The sequence below is a fragment of the Syntrophales bacterium genome (assembly GCA_023228425.1).
Lineage (GTDB): Bacteria > Desulfobacterota > Syntrophia > Syntrophales > UBA2210 > MLS-D.
The window spans coordinates 58,636-75,429 of record JALOBE010000009.1 but is presented as its reverse complement, the minus strand read 5'-3'; the positions used below and the strand labels follow the sequence as shown (position 1 = coordinate 75,429).

Annotated in this window: 12 protein-coding genes; 8 read left to right on the top strand and 4 right to left on the bottom strand. The window is 55.2% G+C overall.

What is annotated here, in order from left to right:
• Positions 1 to 89 precede the first annotated feature (89 nt).
• Together M0Q23_05150 and M0Q23_05145 are read left to right on the top strand one after the other, a co-directional pair.
• Positions 90 to 4,322 (top strand): PEP-utilizing enzyme, encoded by a 4,233-nt coding sequence (locus M0Q23_05150; protein MCK9528028.1) that lies wholly within the window; start codon positions 90 to 92, stop codon positions 4,320 to 4,322.
• Between the two features lie 61 nt (positions 4,323 to 4,383).
• Positions 4,384 to 5,658 (top strand): hypothetical protein, encoded by a 1,275-nt coding sequence (locus M0Q23_05145; GenBank protein MCK9528027.1) that lies wholly within the window; start codon positions 4,384 to 4,386, stop codon positions 5,656 to 5,658.
• A 31-nt stretch (positions 5,659 to 5,689) separates the two neighbouring features.
• Here M0Q23_05145 and M0Q23_05140 read toward each other — a convergent pair whose 3' ends face one another.
• On the bottom strand, positions 5,690 to 7,027 hold the full coding sequence (locus M0Q23_05140; GenBank protein ID MCK9528026.1) for a YihY/virulence factor BrkB family protein: 1,338 nt from the start codon (positions 7,025 to 7,027) through the stop codon (positions 5,690 to 5,692).
• Between the two features lie 422 nt (positions 7,028 to 7,449).
• On the opposite strand from M0Q23_05140, the gene M0Q23_05135 reads away from it, so the two are divergent.
• Both M0Q23_05135 and M0Q23_05130 read left to right on the top strand, forming a co-directional pair.
• Positions 7,450 to 8,175 carry a hypothetical protein gene (locus tag M0Q23_05135; protein ID MCK9528025.1) on the top strand — a complete coding sequence of 242 codons (726 nt, stop codon included), beginning with the start codon at positions 7,450 to 7,452 and terminating at the stop codon, positions 8,173 to 8,175.
• A 259-nt stretch (positions 8,176 to 8,434) separates the two neighbouring features.
• Positions 8,435 to 9,091 carry a hypothetical protein gene (locus M0Q23_05130; protein ID MCK9528024.1) on the top strand — a complete coding sequence of 219 codons (657 nt, stop codon included), beginning with the start codon at positions 8,435 to 8,437 and terminating at the stop codon, positions 9,089 to 9,091.
• 104 nt (positions 9,092 to 9,195) lie between these two features.
• On the opposite strand, the gene M0Q23_05125 is transcribed toward M0Q23_05130, so the two are convergent.
• The 3 genes from M0Q23_05125 to M0Q23_05115 form a co-directional block, all read right to left on the bottom strand.
• Positions 9,196 to 10,407 (bottom strand): methionine adenosyltransferase domain-containing protein, encoded by a 1,212-nt coding sequence (locus M0Q23_05125; protein ID MCK9528023.1) that lies wholly within the window; start codon positions 10,405 to 10,407, stop codon positions 9,196 to 9,198.
• Positions 10,408 to 10,973: 566 nt separating this feature from the next.
• Positions 10,974 to 11,288 carry a hypothetical protein gene (locus tag M0Q23_05120; GenBank protein ID MCK9528022.1) on the bottom strand — a complete coding sequence of 105 codons (315 nt, stop codon included), beginning with the start codon at positions 11,286 to 11,288 and terminating at the stop codon, positions 10,974 to 10,976.
• A gap of 261 nt (positions 11,289 to 11,549) precedes the next feature.
• Complete coding sequence (locus tag M0Q23_05115) at positions 11,550 to 12,449, bottom strand: hypothetical protein (GenBank protein ID MCK9528021.1); 900 nt, start codon at positions 12,447 to 12,449, stop codon at positions 11,550 to 11,552.
• 35 nt (positions 12,450 to 12,484) lie between these two features.
• On the opposite strand from M0Q23_05115, the gene M0Q23_05110 reads away from it, so the two are divergent.
• From M0Q23_05110 to M0Q23_05095, 4 genes are all read left to right on the top strand, one after another.
• Positions 12,485 to 13,747, top strand: a complete 1,263-nt coding sequence (locus M0Q23_05110; protein MCK9528020.1) for a [FeFe] hydrogenase, group A — start codon at positions 12,485 to 12,487, stop codon at positions 13,745 to 13,747.
• Complete coding sequence (locus M0Q23_05105) at positions 13,708 to 14,088, top strand: iron hydrogenase small subunit (protein MCK9528019.1); 381 nt, start codon at positions 13,708 to 13,710, stop codon at positions 14,086 to 14,088. Before M0Q23_05110 ends, M0Q23_05105 begins: the two co-directional genes overlap by 40 nt.
• Before the next feature lie 14 nt (positions 14,089 to 14,102).
• Positions 14,103 to 14,753, top strand: coding sequence for a cytochrome b/b6 domain-containing protein (locus M0Q23_05100; protein ID MCK9528018.1), 651 nt, complete (start codon positions 14,103 to 14,105; stop codon positions 14,751 to 14,753).
• A 129-nt stretch (positions 14,754 to 14,882) separates the two neighbouring features.
• Complete coding sequence (locus tag M0Q23_05095; protein MCK9528017.1) at positions 14,883 to 16,637, top strand: NADH-dependent [FeFe] hydrogenase, group A6; 1,755 nt, start codon at positions 14,883 to 14,885, stop codon at positions 16,635 to 16,637.
• Positions 16,638 to 16,794: the final 157 nt, after the last annotated feature.

Genomic DNA, 16,794 nt, shown 5'->3' with positions numbered 1-16,794 from the left:
TGATAATCCAGGCCACTTCTGCTAGGGTAGCGTCCGTTTCAGGGAGTTGTGTTGAAACCGTTTTTTATTTGATTGCAAGGTACAAGAAAGTGTCGGAGACTCAAAAAACAGCCACGGAAGGTGAAAACCGCGACCCTCTCTATAAGGCCAACCCGAAGGATGACACGACGATTTCCTCGGGAGCGCTCTATATAAACCTTCAGCGAACAGCTTTTCCGGGCTATATTCAGCCTGATCAGAAGCTCCTCCTGGACATCATAGGAGACAGGGTCGGAATACGCAAGGAAACGGAGTCGCTCCTCCACGAAGTCAACCATCCCTACGCCAACTGGGATGAAATCGTAGAACCTCTTCGAAGCCGGGCGTTGGGAGACTTTTATTACTACAACGAACATCACAGGGCCCCGGACGCCTTTTCCATCTTTTTCAGGCTGCTCTTTATGTGCCTGGAAAAAAGCTCACCGGGGGCCAGGAAAACACGCTGCTTCTCCACCTTTTTTGATTTTGCCGAGCTGGTTCTCCTGAAGAACCCGTCGGGCGGAGTGATAGTCAACCAGGCCTTCTCGGGCCTCAAGGAGCGGCTCGCGGACAAACCTGCCTTTGCCGCCCGGGGAACCTCGAAAATCCGTAAATTTATAGAGCGGGTCATGGCGGCCTCCGTGTCTTTTGACCCGGAAGTCCTCGCCGGACTGTATCTTTTCTGCCAGAGGCGCAACATCGAGGTCTGGCTTTCACGGGAAAGTCTCGAGGCATGGCTCCATCGCGAGAAGGACCGGCTCCTGGGAGGAAAGGATTACCGGGATCAGCTCAAACCCCTGTCACCGGCCCGTTTCCGGAAACTCCTGAGGGAACTTGCCGCACTCGAGAAAGAGCTTCAGGACGATCCCTTCTCCTCCCTGCGGCGCTCTCTCTCCCTGCCTGATTTCGCGAGTATAGAACGGGAGCATCTGAAGGTGGCCCGTGACATGGAGGATCCGAGCATTCCCCTGTCATCTATGGACAAGACCCGATTCCTCCTGCATCTTCTCGAGATCGAAGCCCTGTCTGACCAGAATGAAACGATCCTGAGAGAACTCGGACACTGTTTCGAAAATATCCGCAGCCAGGACGAAATCCTGTTGATCGAGTTCCTGAAGGACGTCATGGACAGTCTCAGGGAAAAATCAGGGCGATACCGGAACGCCGTGCTGGACTCCGTTCTTACCATCGGCCGCGAGGTTTACATGACCGGGAACAGTCAGCTCGTGGAGACGTTTATCGACAGCGTCATCAGGCTGGGCTTCGAACCGCCGGACATTCAGGGTGTGACACGGGACTGGCAGGTCATGGCGAACCCCCTGCACATGAAAAACCTGCGGGTCTGGCTCTCTCTCATCCGGATGAATCCTGACTGGAGCCACAGGTTGATTTCCGCGCTCATAATCCATCTGAAGCTGGGAGGTCTGTTTGTAACCGACACGAACCTGTTCCAAAAGGATATCTCGCTCCTGCTCGCGGCGGACGTCAGTTCCTCGTACGCTCTGGTCAAGGCCCTGGCACGCCTCTTCCCGGTCTATTTCCACGAAATAGGAGCCGAAGGAGAACTGCGGGACGTCTCGACGGAGGTGGACGAAATATCCGGCCGGAAGGATCTGTTGATCCACTTCCTGCGCAAGCAAAGCCACGTGGAAAGCAACAACCGGATAGTGGATTTTGTCGGGAAGATCATCGAATACTGGCACGACGGGGACAGGGAGATCCTTCGGGACCATCTGCCGGAAGAAGTCTATGACCGGATCATGAAAGATGATCCGTTCCGGGAGGAGATGGCTCCCCTTTTCAAGCGTATCTTCAGCGGGGACGGCGCACGCGTGGGCTGCCTGTCGGCCCTCTCGGACAATGAAGTGCGGGAACTCGTCCGCGGCTCGGAAGATGTGCCGGACAGGATCGGGCGAAAGGCGGAACTGCTGATACGGCTCTACCGTCTCCTGGTGAAAAAATACACGATTCAACACCACGGAATCATGAAGGATCTCCGGGAATCACATCTCTTTGACCCCTACATCCTCGACGAGCTTGAAAATCGCCTGAAAAAACAGAATCTTGAAGGATCCCTGGAGCTGATAAACGACCTTCTGTCGAGGCTTAAGGATACGGTTCTTTCTTCCGAAAAAACGAAACCCCGGGAAGAGATCTACAGAAAGCGGCACATCGCGGCAGGCATCCCCTCCATGTACGGCAGGTACGGGGAGAAGAAGTTCGACAGCATGGCGCTTACTTTCCGGCTGGAAAGTCTCGCCGACGGCCTTTTCGACGAAATTACGGCGGGAGTCAACCTGACGTTCATAACACACACAACCCTGAGGAAGGTCCACGGTATCCTGCGGTACTTCATGGGGTCCCTGCGGCTTGACGGAATAGCGGTGGAGGCGGCGGCGGCAAACCTCGACATGTTGAGGCACGCCCTGGAAAGCAGACGAATCACCGTCGACCAGTATCTCAACATTTTTCAGTTCATCGCCAAGGCCGTTAAGGAAATCATCCAGACGCAGTATATAGGCGTTCATGAAGGCAATCTGCGACCGGTGATCTTTCAGCTCATAGAAAACAAAACGCCCCTGCCCTTCACGCCTTCCCCGGGTTCCACCAGGGAAGAAATCTACCACCAGGCATCGGAATGGTTCATACGGGACCACCTGGCGACGCGGTTCCTGATCCAGAAACTGGACAATTTCATAGGAAGGGTCATCGCGGGACTGGCGAAGGAGAGCCAGAGCCTGGACCGTAACACACGCACGCTCCTTCTCAGCTACAATCCCGAACGATGCTTTGTTTCCCTTGATTCGACAAACACACTCATGGACACCCAGATCTACCTGGGGAACAAGGGCTACTTCCTCAAGTGCCTGCGCTCTTTCGGATATCCCGTACCGCCGGGCTTCATAGTAACCACGGAATTTTTCCGTTGCCGTTCGGCGATTATGGCCTACGACGCGGCGGCTTCGGATTACTACCGACGACTTCGGGAAGAAATCCTGCGGCTGGAACGGGCGAGCGGCAGGAAATTCGGGGACCCGAACCGCCCTCTGCTGCTTTCCGTCCGCAGCGGCTCGACAATCACCATGCCGGGCATGATGGAAACATTCCTGAACATAGGAATCAACGAAGAAATCGTTGAACGCATGGTGTCCGAACCCTGGGCGGCATGGGATAATTACCGAAGGTTCCTGCAGCGTTTCGGCATGTCCTACGGCATCCCGCGGGACCGTTTCGACGCGATCATGTCCAGGACAAAACGGGCGCACAACGCCGCCTTCAAGCGGGAACTCCTGCCGGAGCAGTTGAAAGAGCTGGTGTACGCCTACAAGGGTCTCCTCGAGGAGGCATCCCTGCAACTCCCCACGAACCCCTGGGAACAGCTTCAGATCGCCATCGACCGTGTGCTGGATTCATGGCAATCCGAGACGGCCTCCCTGTACCGGGAAGCCATGAACATTGCCGGAGAGTGGGGAACCGCGGTGATCGTCCAGCAGATGGTCTTCGGGAACCGCAACACAGGGTCGGGAACCGGCGTGGTATTCACCCGCAATCCCAAGAAGCCCGATTCACGGGTAACGCTCTACGGGGATTACATGGTCTGCATCCAGGGAGAGGATGTTGTTTCCGGGCTGGTGACGACCCACCCCATTTCCGAGGAGCAGAGAATCGCGGAGAAGATCGAGGGCGACCAGAGCCTGGAAAAAAGCTTCCCCCACGTGTACCATCGCCTGAAGGAGCTCGCCGATGAACTGGTCACCCGGAGGGGATTCAGTCACCAGGAAATAGAGTTTACTTTTGAAGGGCCGAATCCTGAAGATCTCTACATTCTGCAGACCAGGGACATGACCCCGCCTGAAGATGAAAATCTTCGCATATTTGTTCCCACACCGAGCCTCAAGAAAGGACTTGCGGGAACCGGCATAGCCGTCGGGGGCGGCGCCTTGTCGGGCATCGCCGTTCACCGCGTCGAGGAAGTGGACGACCTGCGGCGGCGTCATCCCGGTGTACCCCTCATCATGATCAAACCTGATACGGTCCCGGAAGATATCGACATGGTCCTCAAGGTGGACGGGGTACTGACCGCGCGGGGGGGGAGCACGTCGCACGCGGCCGTGGCCGCCTACCGGCTCGGAAAGACCTGCGTTGTGGGATGCCAGCAACTCGTGGTGAATGAAGAAGAATCAAAAAGCCGGCTCCGGGAGCATGTAATCAGAAGCGGCGACTGGATCGGGCTTGACGGCCGCAACGGGTTCATCTATTTGGGACGTCACGAAACAATGCCCTTTCACGAGACACAGCATTGAGGACTTTGTACGGAGACATCCGATTTGAAACGACAACCACGGCACTGAACGGGGAAAGAATATGACTGCCACCATGACGGAAACCACACCTTCAGGCCCGACTCTCGGCATCAACGGCCTCGGGCGAATCGGGAAATTGACGCTTTGGCACCACGTGGGCCGGAAATACTTCGGCCGTATCGTCGTCAACCAGGGACGAGCCGTAGGAATCGGCCTTCAGGCCGTAGCTGAAATGATAGAGAAGGACTCAACCTACGGACCGCTGCACAGATTCCTTTACGGGCACAGGGCGGAACGGATTATCGAAATCGTGAATGAGAAACAGGGTGAACTCCGTATCGACGGAATTCCGGTGACCATCCTGAGGGAACACCGGAATCCCGCTGATATCCCCTGGCGGGATTCCGGAGCGGAACTCGTCGTGGAGTGTACGGGAGCGTTCAAAGACCCGACATTCCCGCCGGATACCCCCGGCGGATCACTTCGCGGCCACCTGGCCTCCGGCGCCCGCGTGGTGGTCAATTCAGCACCCTTCAAAACCGGGGACAAGCTCGCGAAGATACCGCCCGATTCCCCCAGTTTGATCTACGGCATCAACCACACCCGTTTCGATCCGGGGATGCACGCGATCGTATCGGCGGCATCCTGTACGACGACGGCCCTGGCCCACATGATTCTGCCGCTGATCGAGCATTTCGAAGCCAGGACCCTCATGACGGCATCGCTTTCGACGGTGCATGCCGTGACCAATTCCCAGAGCGTACTCGACTCCGTTCCCGGGGCAAACAGCAAGGACCTGAGGAAAACACGCAGCATACTCAACAACATCATCCTCACCTCGACGGGCGCGGCCGAGGCCCTGGAACAGGTTATGCCCGAGGTGGGAGAGATAGGCTTCATGGGAGACTCGGTCAGGATTCCGATTCCCACTGAATCGCTTATCATACTGAACGTCACCTTCCAGTCGAGAATACTCAGGCACGGCAGTGGAAACATCACCGCCCAGGTCCTCAACGACGTCTATCGCGAAGCCGCCGAGGGCAAACAGAAAGGCCTCCTGAAATTCACGATGGAACAGAACGTTTCTTCCGATTTCATCGGTGATCCGGCGTCGGTGATCATTGAAGCCTCTGAAACACATACGCGAACGGGCTTTATAAACGTGGATCTGTCCGAGGTTCCCGGATTGTCACCGGACCTGATAAAAAGCCTGCAGGACCCGCTGCTTCGCGTCCCCGTCACCCACGCGAAGATATTCGGCTGGTACGACAACGAGTACGGGAGTTACACGAACAGGCTGGCCGATCTGTGTGTCTACATCCATGAAACGTTCTGACGGGGCGGGGCGGCACGGCTCCCCTTTCTCGCTACAGGTTCCGCAGCAGGCGGTTAGCCGGGGATCGAGCCATGTCGTCCCTGAAGGTTTGAAGTATTTCCGAAAGGGTTTCCAGCTCATCGGTCCTGGCCGCGGGAATTGATTCCGTCCCGCTGTTGTCAAGGGCATCGAGAACGAACTGAACGGTGAGCGTATTGATGTCCCTGGCGGGCTGGTACCCGGGTTCCCTGTATCCGTCGGTCTCTGTGGCATTGACGATTCCGGCGGCCATAAGGTCGGAAAGTATCAGATGCACCAGGCGAATCGGGATTTCAAGTCGATGGCAAATGTCGTTGGCTGTCAGGGGCTTCCCTCCTTCCGCGAAATTCGATACCAGCAGATAGGCTGTCTGAAGGGTGAAAAGTCTCCTGCGGGAAGGACTTATCTTGAGCGAGTCAGGCTCGAATTCATAGGTGTCCACATTCTGGCGGGCGAACGAATACTCCGCCCCGAAAAGCACTATGAACCAGCTCAACTGCAACCAGACAAGGAACAAGGGCAGCGCCGCGAAACTGCCGTAGATGGCGTTGTATTTCGATGCTCCCACCTGGAACGCGATGTAGCCGAACTGAACGAGCTGGTACATGGTTCCGGCTATGATTCCCGCGAGGATTCCCGAGGACAGATGCACCTTCGTATTGGGCATGAAGATATAAAGGAAAGAAAACAGCACCCAGACGATACCGTACGGCAGCAGCGTGAGCACGAAGGATATGACCGGGCTGAATATCCCGAGGAGAGCGATCTTCTCCATGATCATCGTTACCTGGGTAGTGATGAAAACCGTAACGCTGCTTGACAGGATAATCAGAATCGGGCACAGCAGCATGACCGAAAGGTAATCACTGAACTTTCTTCCCAGGCTTCTTGGCTCCTGGATTCCCCAGATATCGTTGAAGGATGTTTCGATGTGGCCGAGAACCTTGATGACCGCGTAGAACAGGATGATGACGCCCACACCGGCAATCAGTCCCCCTTTCGTGTTGGCAAGCAGCGATTCGGAAAAGCCGATAACCTGCATGATGACATCTTCATGCCCCTGGAACTGCTCCAGCAGCTGCCTTTCAAGACGTTTCTCGAACCCGAATCCCTTTGCCACGCCGAAGAACATCGCCAGCACGGGAACGATTGAAATCAGTGAATAGAAGGTGAGAGCCGAAGCCCTCAAGAGACACTTGTCCTCGTCAAAACCGCGGACCGCGAGGATAAATATCCGTAGCTGCCGGATGAGAAATGACTTTTTCCGAGGCATGTCCTTGATTCTCACCCTCCAGACGTCATGTCTGATAAAATCAATCAACTCTCGGGCTGTCTCCATGATTTTGCTCATGTTTTATGCCTTTTCCTTCCTCTCGTCGCTGATGAACCCGTACAAAGCGCCCCGGCCCGCCTCCGGCGGGCCTGCATCACACAACTGACGTGAAGAACCAATACCGGGCAACACCTGCAGGGTGAAATGTATACGAATTTAACAGACCGGTCAAAGAAATAGGTTCCCCGTGTTCGCGCCTTGACTTCTCGGGCATGACGGAATATACAGTAACCTGTAGTCTATTGCGACAGCCGGCTCCGGGCGGGCAACCGGTGATTCCGGTCTGAAGGGCCTCGAGAGAAACGGGAATCCGCTTTGTTGACACAGGGCGGTTTTTTGCAACCCTCGCTCACGGGACCGGCCGAATCCCGACTCTGCCATGCCGTTTCGAGAAGAAGTGCAATCACGCCCCGACTATGGACCATGAAAAGAAGGGAAAAATGATACGGGAGAGCGCCATGATCAGAGAAAAAAAAGTAATTATTGTCCACCTTGTTCTGCTCGCGGTATTGTTCGTCGTAGGAGTCGGACTCGGCTTCTACATCTGGGGTGTGGAGCGGGGGGAACAGCCCGACTACAGGCCCTGTCTCACCAAGGCCGCGGAGCACATAACGACCATTGAAGCGGCAAACCGGGAACTCCTCAAAAAAACCGAGGCCCTTCAGAAGGAACTCGCAGACCTCAATGTTACGATCAAGAAAGGCCCGGACAAACTCAACGAACAGATCACGAAGCTCGAATCCCAGGTCGCCTCATTGACCAGGGAACGAGAAACAGCGGCGACCATCACAAACAAAAACAAGGAACTCACGGAACAGGTCAACCACCTTACAGAGGAACTGAGACTGCTCGAGGGGAAAAACACCGCGTTGCAATCCGCGCTGGAAGACCGTGATGACCTGACGAAAGAAAAGGAACGACTCGAAGCAGAACTCCGGGAGGCGATCCTTGAACGGGACGCCCTCAGACAGGAAATCGAGCAGTTGCAGTCCGGCACGGGGCACTATGAGGCGATACTCGAGGAAAACAAGAACTGCGTAAAACAGGCGCGGGAGTTGGAGGATCAGGTGAAGATCCTAAAAGAACGACTGGACGCCATTCAGCAGCTTGTGACGCCTGAAGCCGGAAATGGCGCTTCCGGGGAGACACCTGCGGAATCTATTTGAAATAGCCCGAACGAACCCGGACTGTCCCCTCCTCCATTCTTCGGTAACTTTGCTACGAAGCCATCCTCTATCGGACGTTTTTCGGCTTTTCGGTACCATAGGCATAGGCGTGCGTATATGAAATCACACAGCACACATACTCAACGATGCCCGCTTACGGCACGTCAGTTGTATGATGCAGGCCCGCCGGAAGCGGGCTGGGGCGCTTTGTACGAATGGGGCAAGACCTGACCCATAACCCCTGTGGAGAGGATGAGCGATGGAAAAAGGTAATCTTGAAATACTGCTGGAAGACATCAATGGGAAATTCGATCTCGTTCTTGAAGGACATGACGCGCTTCACCGGGAGATCAAGAAAACCCGAGAAGAGCTGTGTGAGAAGATTAAGGTGGTGGACTTCAAGGTAGAGACCCTGAATCAGAAGCTCAACAAGGTGGAACAACGACTTGATGATCGGATCGACTGCGTGGTGGCCAAGCTCGGCGAGGTCGCGGCACAGGGCGTTGCCACCGCAGCAAAACTCGATGCCGTCGCGGCACAAGGAGATGCTACCGCAGCAAAACTCGATGCCGTCGCGGCACAGGGCGTTGCTACCGCAGCAAAACTCGATAAGGTCGCGGCACAGGGAGATGCCACCGCAGCAAAACTCGATAAGGTCGCGGCACAGGGAGATGCCACCGCAGCAAAACTCGATGAGGTCGCGGCACAAGGCGTTGCTACCGCAGCAAAACTCGATAAGGTCGCGGCACAGGGAGATGCCACCGCAGCAAAACTCGATGAGGTCGCGGCACAGGGCGATGCCACCGCAGCAAAACTCGATACCGTAGTTGCCAAACTAGACGCCGTTGCCGCTGATCTCTCCGCCCACCGCGCCGATACAGAGGCCCACCGTTCGATCTATCGCGTAAGGGAATAGTACAACAAGAAGGTGGGGAGTCTCCTTCCGGCCCATGATCCGGGCCGAAAGCCTTTCTACTGTAATGACTGATCCCTTGTGCAATCTGATCGGTCCCGCGATCTTTAAATTCCGTCATTCCGGGGCATGGAACTCCGCCACCTCCCCGCGGCACTCCGGAGTTCTTCGATTCTGTCTGTTTTCTCCCATCGATAATCGTCCATGAAGAGCGTTCGGGGAAGTTTTCGGTAGATGTCGCCCTTTAAAAGATCAAACTGCCGGATCATCCCCGCCGGCGTGAGATCGAAGACTTCCTTGACGATCTGTGTCAGTTTTTCGTCAGAAATTTCCCCCGTGCCAAAGGTATCCACATAGATAGAAAAGGGCCTGGCGATGCCGATGGCGTAGGCAAGCTGCGTCGAACAGCGCGTGGCAAGTCCCGCGGCCACGATGTTTTTCGCCACGTAGCGGGCACCGAACGCTGCCGAACAGTCGACTTTTTCCGGTGTTTTGTTCACCACGGCTCCGCCGCCCAACTGGGCTCCGGGATAGCCTCCGTAAAACTGGACTACCAGTTTCCGTCCCGTCACACCCGAATCGGCGGCACTGCAGGAATTGACGGCCTGCCACTCTCCGGTGGGATTGAAAAGAAACTCCGTGTCTTCGCCCACGTAATCACTCAGGCAATCAAAGGTTATCCGCCGGGCGTCCTCTTTCACCTTCTCTTTTGTTCCGTTGACGAAACGGTAGTCCACCGCATTCGACATGAGTACCTTGGCAAGCTTGCCGGGCTTTCCCGTTCCCCTGTCATACCGTACCGATACCTGCCCCTTGCCGTCGGGCGCGAAAACGGGGTTCCCACACTCCTCAAAGGCTCTCATCAGCCTGCTGACAAGGACATAGGGAAGGGGCAGCAGTTCGGCTGTTTCATCACAGGCAAATCCGTACATAATTCCCTGGTCACCGGCACCGATCTCACTGTTCACGTTCAAGGCAGGGTCAGTCCCCCGGCAGATGTCCGGTGACTGTGGAATAATGGCATTCAACACACCCATGAGATGGCCGTTCAGCCCCACGGCCGCGTGATTATAGCCCAGGGACAGGACGGACCGGCGGGTAATGGTGTCTATGTCGACGGAAACCCGTGACCGGATCTCTCCTCCCACGAGGCACATACCTTTACCGAGGAATACCTCGAGGCCGCAATGAGGCATGGTTTCAAGAGTCAGGCCCAGCTCCGACTCCTTGTCGAGAATGTCCGCGATTATGCCGGCCGCAATAACGTCGGCGACGATATCGGGATGGCCGATCTTGATGCTCTCCGAAGATATCTGCATATGCCGCTCCTTCGCATTATGACGGAGTTTGCGAACTCCTGAAAAGTCGGAAAACGTCCGACCTGTGGCGTTGGATCTTTTCCCCATGATGTATCACGCCGATTCTCGCCACTATCCCTTATACGAACATGGGAAAAGAAGGGGCCCATGGGGGAGACAAAAAAACTCGCGCCGCGGCGCGAGTTCGCTATTCCAGCTTGTGCCGGCGTTTTAGCACATTTCTAGAGCGGAGCAATTTACCGTTAAATCACCGCTGCATACTATGCGATATAAATGTTAGGTGTCCCCGTACCACGAAAGGAACGGTCTGTCAAGGGCGCCAAAACACCCAAATCCACCACCATCTTTCTGCTGCGTCGCGTTTTTGTGTTTTTCAGGTCTTGTATTGCGATGGTACCGGCGGCTGCGAGGCTGCCCGGAGCATTTTCCGCATCTGCACATCAAAATGGCTGTTTGTTTCGATATTCCGGAGCAGTACGGACGAAGGTCTCCCTCGCGGGTCGTGGTGCGGCGATCCGCCGGACATCAGCAGCAGAACTGAACCGGGCTGAACTGCTCGGAGTCTCCTATCCACACGGTGCGGGGAGAAGTTCCCTGATTCGCTGACGGGCCTGGAGATAGACATCAAAGACAGGATGATCCCCCGCAATACGAATGACAAGCCGGCGCGATCGCTCCATAATTCTTCCGGGAACGGCAATCAGGGAAAAACGCATCGCTTTCATCCGGCGCGATACCCATGAACCGCCAAGAACCGGACGTGCCACAATCATGATCCACCACCACGCAGCATTGGCGCCGAAATCGCCGGAAGGAAGCAGTCTCCCCTTTATATACTCTCGCTTGTAGATGGTGCAGCCATAGTCAGTGACGTTTTCCATTCGGATCCGCGCTTACTGATCAACCCATCAAGAGATTCTATTATCCTGAATCCAGAGTGAATGCCTCAGCCGTCGAAGGGCGGCAGCAAATTTGCCGAAAAACGACAAAAAACATACTTCAGACGGCTAAAATCAGTCGGTCAAGACATTCATCTCATGCTGTGGTCCTCAAAATGGCAATAATAGTCGATACTCAGAAACACTTCACCTCTGGCTCTTTGTTGAGTCGTCCACGCAGCTTCCTCCCTGCAACAGCCGACTCTATGCCGGTGCAGGATGCAGCACTCGATACACACACATCAACCGCTCTTTGACAATGTGCAGAACATCAACGAATGGAGGCCCCGCCATCAGGCGCATGATCATTCTGCCGGAACGGTTTACCAGCCTTCCGGGAACGTTGATCAGATTCTTGCGGAGCGTCAATGTCCGGGCATTATGCCAACGTTCGGTCAGGATATAGCGCTTGAAGAGCAACGCCAGGTTGTAGGCTATCGTGCAATGCCGGAAGTAGGCAAAATTGCTGTTGAAGTTTCCCGCTTTGCCCGCTTGTTGTAAGCTTCCCAAACCTCTTTCGGCGTCATGTCGGGCTGATTGTGGCAAATGATCTGATAGCGCCATTTGGGGAAACAGCATCCCTTGGCCATCGCCTTCCTGACCAAGATACTTCCGCACAACAACAAAATCGTGAATCTTTCCGGTTGTTTTCATGTAGTAGCTGAAGGAGGCGCCGTCTAGTTTGTCGCAGCCGGGATAAAAGGGCTCGAAAGCATCATCGGCGATGCATTCTTTTACCCAATGCAGGATATTTCCATACTTCTTCGCTACGACCTCAAAAAACAGGAAATCTCCTTCAAATGCTTCGATGTTCTCCTCGCTGAAGAACCCGCTGTCCAAACGGACCGTTCGCACCACCAGATGCTCTCGGGACATGGCATCAAGGCACTTCCGGTAAAACTCAATGAAATCAGTGTTGCTCACCGCATTGCCGGCTCCAGAGTGATGGCCGGAATAAAACCGAAGGGCTCTATGGTGCAGACCTTCATGTGGTAGCTCTTCCTGCCGTTCTTGATGTACGACATGCATTTTATGCTTGACAACTTTGGACGATATAATTATGTCAAAAATAACATAACCCATCGCGCGGGCTTTTTTGCACATCGCTATTTTTACCTGAACATATGGAGGAGATGAGAATGAATATTGCCGCCACGTACCAAAAGGGAGAAATTCCCGGCGTCATCGCCATTGAGGGGTCGCGTTGTAAGGGATGTGATGCCTGCAAGCGTCATTGTCCGACGGGCGCGATCCAGGGCATGTTCGGAACAATTCACAGCATTGATCCCGATCTCTGTCTCAGTTGCGGGCAGTGTCTGGTCAACTGCCCTTTCGGCGCCCCCTATGAGACTGTCGACACAGTGGATGCGGTCGTTTCAAAATTGAAGGACTCCGCCACGACCGTTGTCGGCATTATAGCGCCGGCCGTCCGAGTCGCCATCGGCGAGGAGTTCGGCCTGCCGGCCGGAAGTCTCGTCACCGGAAAACTATACGGTTCGATGCGAAAGGCCGGTTTTAAGATTCTGGACAATAATTTCGCCGCAGACCTGACGATCATGGAAGAGGGAACGGAGTTCATTCAGCGGGCGAGGCATGCCCTCTTCGGCGAAAAAGGGGCACACGTCGGTCCCCTGCCGCAATTCACGTCCTGCTGTCCGGCCTGGGTGCGGTTCGTGGAGATCCAATACCCCGCCCTGATTCCCCATCTGTCGTCCGCGAAGTCTCCCCAGCAGATGGCGGGTGCCGTTGCGAAAACCTACGGCGTTGAAGTCTGGGGCAAGGCCGCATCAAAAATTTACACCGTCGGCATCATGCCCTGTACAGCCAAAAAATACGAGGCCTCGCGCCCGGAATTCAGGAACGCATACGAATTCAACCGCCGGAACGGAAAAGCATCCGTGCCCTATCCCGATGTCGACACCGTGCTGACGACCCGCGATCTCGCCCGTCTTTTCAAAAAAATGAAGATAGATCTGGCCGCTGAGAAAGAGGCTGAGGGTGATTCCCTTCTCGCGGAATACACGGGCGCCGGAACCATTTTCGGAAATACCGGCGGCGTGATGGAAGCGGCGCTCCGCACGGCCTATGCCGTTCTGACGGGCCAGGAACTCAAACCGCTGGAATTCCAGAAAGTCAGGGGCCTGAAAGGCGTCAAGAGCGCCTCCGTCCCCCTGAAAGACAGTAAATACGGCAAGGAGATTGTTGTGCGGATGGCTGTTGTTCACGGCCTCAGGAAAAACATCGGTCCGGTCATCGATCAGGTTCTGGGGGGCCGATCGCCCTATCATTTCATTGAGGTCATGAACTGTCCCGGCGGCTGCATCAACGGCGGCGGACAACCGATTCAGGGCGGAGGTTCTTCATGGCTGGAAGCGACGCTTCCCTGGTTTGCCTGGAAATAATCGAGAAAAGGAGCCGGCATATGAAAAACAAGGAATACCACTATATGGAGAATCCCTCTTACCTGACGAGGCGGCAGTTCATCACCATCGGCGGAATCGTGATTGCGCTGCTGGCGCTGCCCACAATCTGGATCACCTCCCTCGTATCGAGGAAAACCGATTACATTCTGGCCCGGACGAAGGGACTGTATCAGGATGACGTCAAATCGAAAGTACGCGTCAGCCACGCCAATCAGGCCGTGATGAAATACTACAAGGATTTCGGAGGCAAGCCGTTGAGCGAACGATCCGAAACCTTGCTGCATACGACGTACGTCAATAGAACAAAAGGACTTTCCTGAAAGGAGTGTACGAGATGTCGAATGAAACGATGATTCTGAAACACCCTCTAAGTGTAAGGGTCTTTCATTACCTGCTAATCGTCAGCTTCCTGCCCCTTGCCGTAACGGGGCTGCTGCTTTATTTTAAACCGCTTCACGAAGACGCCTTGAATCTCGCGGCACGCATTCATATCCTGGCAGGGGTCCTTTTAAGCCTGGATGCGGCCGCTTTCTTCCTGATCGGTTTTGATCGCGTCGTATTGTTCGTTAAAAGAGTGTTCACATTTTCCGGGGACGATTTGAAATGGTTCGTTGTTCTCGGCGGCTATCCCCAAAAAATTCTGTTCCATAAGAAAATCCCCGTTCCCCCGATGGGCAAATACAATTCAGGGCAGAAGCTCTTCGGGATATGCGTGTTGATCGGGGGTACGATTCTAATCGGAACCGGTTGGCTTCTCTGGGCCTTTCCTCACAATGTCCCCCGAAGCCTCGTAGCCATATCCGGGCACCTCCATACCATTTTCGGCTGGCTTCTCAGTCTCTTCCTGCTGGTTCACATGTTCCTGGGAATCTACATGATCGACGATTTCAAGGCCATGCTGCTGCACGGGAAAATTCCGCACGAAGAGGCGAAGGAGATGTCGCCTCTATGGGTGAAGGATGAACTGATATCCCTGAATCAATAACCTTCTTGTGCTTTTCAACACGGGCCTTTGCACGCGATCCGGACCCTTCCCGCATGGCACCTCAAACAGCCGGAAGGGGAGTGTGCCCGCCCTGCTCCGTACATTATAAATAAAGTTAAGGAGGAATCCGTGAGTGTTGTAAAGCTTACGATTGACAACATCCCGCTCACCGCAAAACCCGGCGCCACGATCCATCAGGCCGCGCAGAGCGTCGGCATTCATATCCCGACGCTCTGCGCGATGACCGAGATTGGACATACGCCGGGAGCCTGCCGTGTCTGCGTGGTGGAAGTCGAGGGGCAGCGCACCCTTGTCGCCTCTTGCGTCTTTCCCGTCACGGAGGGCATGGCCGTTCGCACGAACACCGAGCGGGTTCGAGCGGCACGGAAAATGGTTGTCGAGCTTCTGCTGGCCAACCATCCGGCCGAGTGTGCGTCCTGCGTGAGGAGCGGAAACTGCGAACTGCAGCGGATTGCGGAGCATGTGGGGGTACGGGATATTCGTTTTTCCACCGAATTCCCTGCCCGGGACAAGGTCATTGATGCCTCAAGCCCCTCGATCGTCAGGGATCCCCGGAAGTGCATCCATTGTCACCGATGCATAACCGTTTGTGAACATATCCAGACAGTATCTGTTCTGACATCCTCGAACAGGGGGAGCAAGGTCCTCGTCGGGCCGGCGTTCAATTTGCCGCTCGGTGAGACGAATTGTATAAACTGCGGCCAGTGTATCATGGTGTGTCCGGTCGGCGCGATCTACGAAAGGGATGATACCGGGGCGGTCTGGAAGGTCCTCGAGGATCCGACCAAGCATGTCATCGTTCAGGAAGCGCCGGCAATCCGGGCCGCCCTCGGAGAGGAATTCGGCATGCCTCCCGGGTCGCTGGTCACAGGGAAGATGATCGCCGCCCTCCGGAGGCTGGGATTTGACAAGGTGTTTGATACCAATTTCACGGCGGACCTGACGATCATGGAAGAAGGCAGCGAACTTCTCCAGCGGATCAAAGATGGGGGAACCCTGCCCTTGATCACATCCTGCTCACCCGGGTGGATCAAGTTCTGTGAGCACTTTTACCCCGATCTCCTCGCTCACGTCTCGACCTGCAAGTCGCCTCAGCAGATGTTCGGTTCCATGGCCAAGACGTACTATGCTGAAAAGGCGGGTGTGGATCCAAAGGACATCGTTGTCGTTTCGATCATGCCGTGTACGGCAAAGAAGTTCGAGGCGAAACGGCCGGAAATGAATGACAGCGGGTATCGGGATGTCGACTATGTCCTCACCACCCGTGAACTCGGCCGGATGATCCGGGAGGCGGGTATCGATTTTGTCAACATTCCGGATGAACCGTACGATGATCCTATGGGAGAGTATACCGGCGCCGCGACGATCTTCGGGGCGACGGGCGGTGTCATGGAGGCGGCGCTTCGAACCGCCTATGTGCTCGTCACCGGCAAGGTTCTCGGTGATCTGAACATCACGCCGGTGAGAGGTCTCGACGGGGTGAAGGAGGCGGCGGTGCCGGTTGAAGGGTTCGGCGATGTGAAGGTGGCCGTTGCCCATGGTCTGGGCAATGCCCGAAAACTGCTTGATAAGATAAGAGCGGGAGAAGCGGATTATCACTTTATAGAGATCATGGCATGTCCCGGCGGCTGTGTCGGCGGCGGCGGCCAGCCTCAGCCTGTCACGAATGAAAAGAGGGCATTGCGGGCCGGCGCCCTGTACGCTGACGATGAAGGACAGTCATACCGTCAGTCCCATGAAAATCCGTCGGTAACCAAGGCCTATGAGTCGTTCCTCGAAAAACCGCTGGGACACAAGTCTCATGAGCTGCTTCATACGCATTACACGGCGCGGGGAACGGAGATCCCGCACAAAAAAGGGTAGTTTTTTCGAAAAAAGACATCGTTGTGCGATTCCGGCAATAACGCCTGCGGCAGGGATATGTTCTGAATCCCAGGGCGGGAAGAAGTGATGAAAACCCGGTCCGCATTCGTGCGGCCGGGTTTTTCAATGACGGGGGCATTCATGGACGAAAAACGGG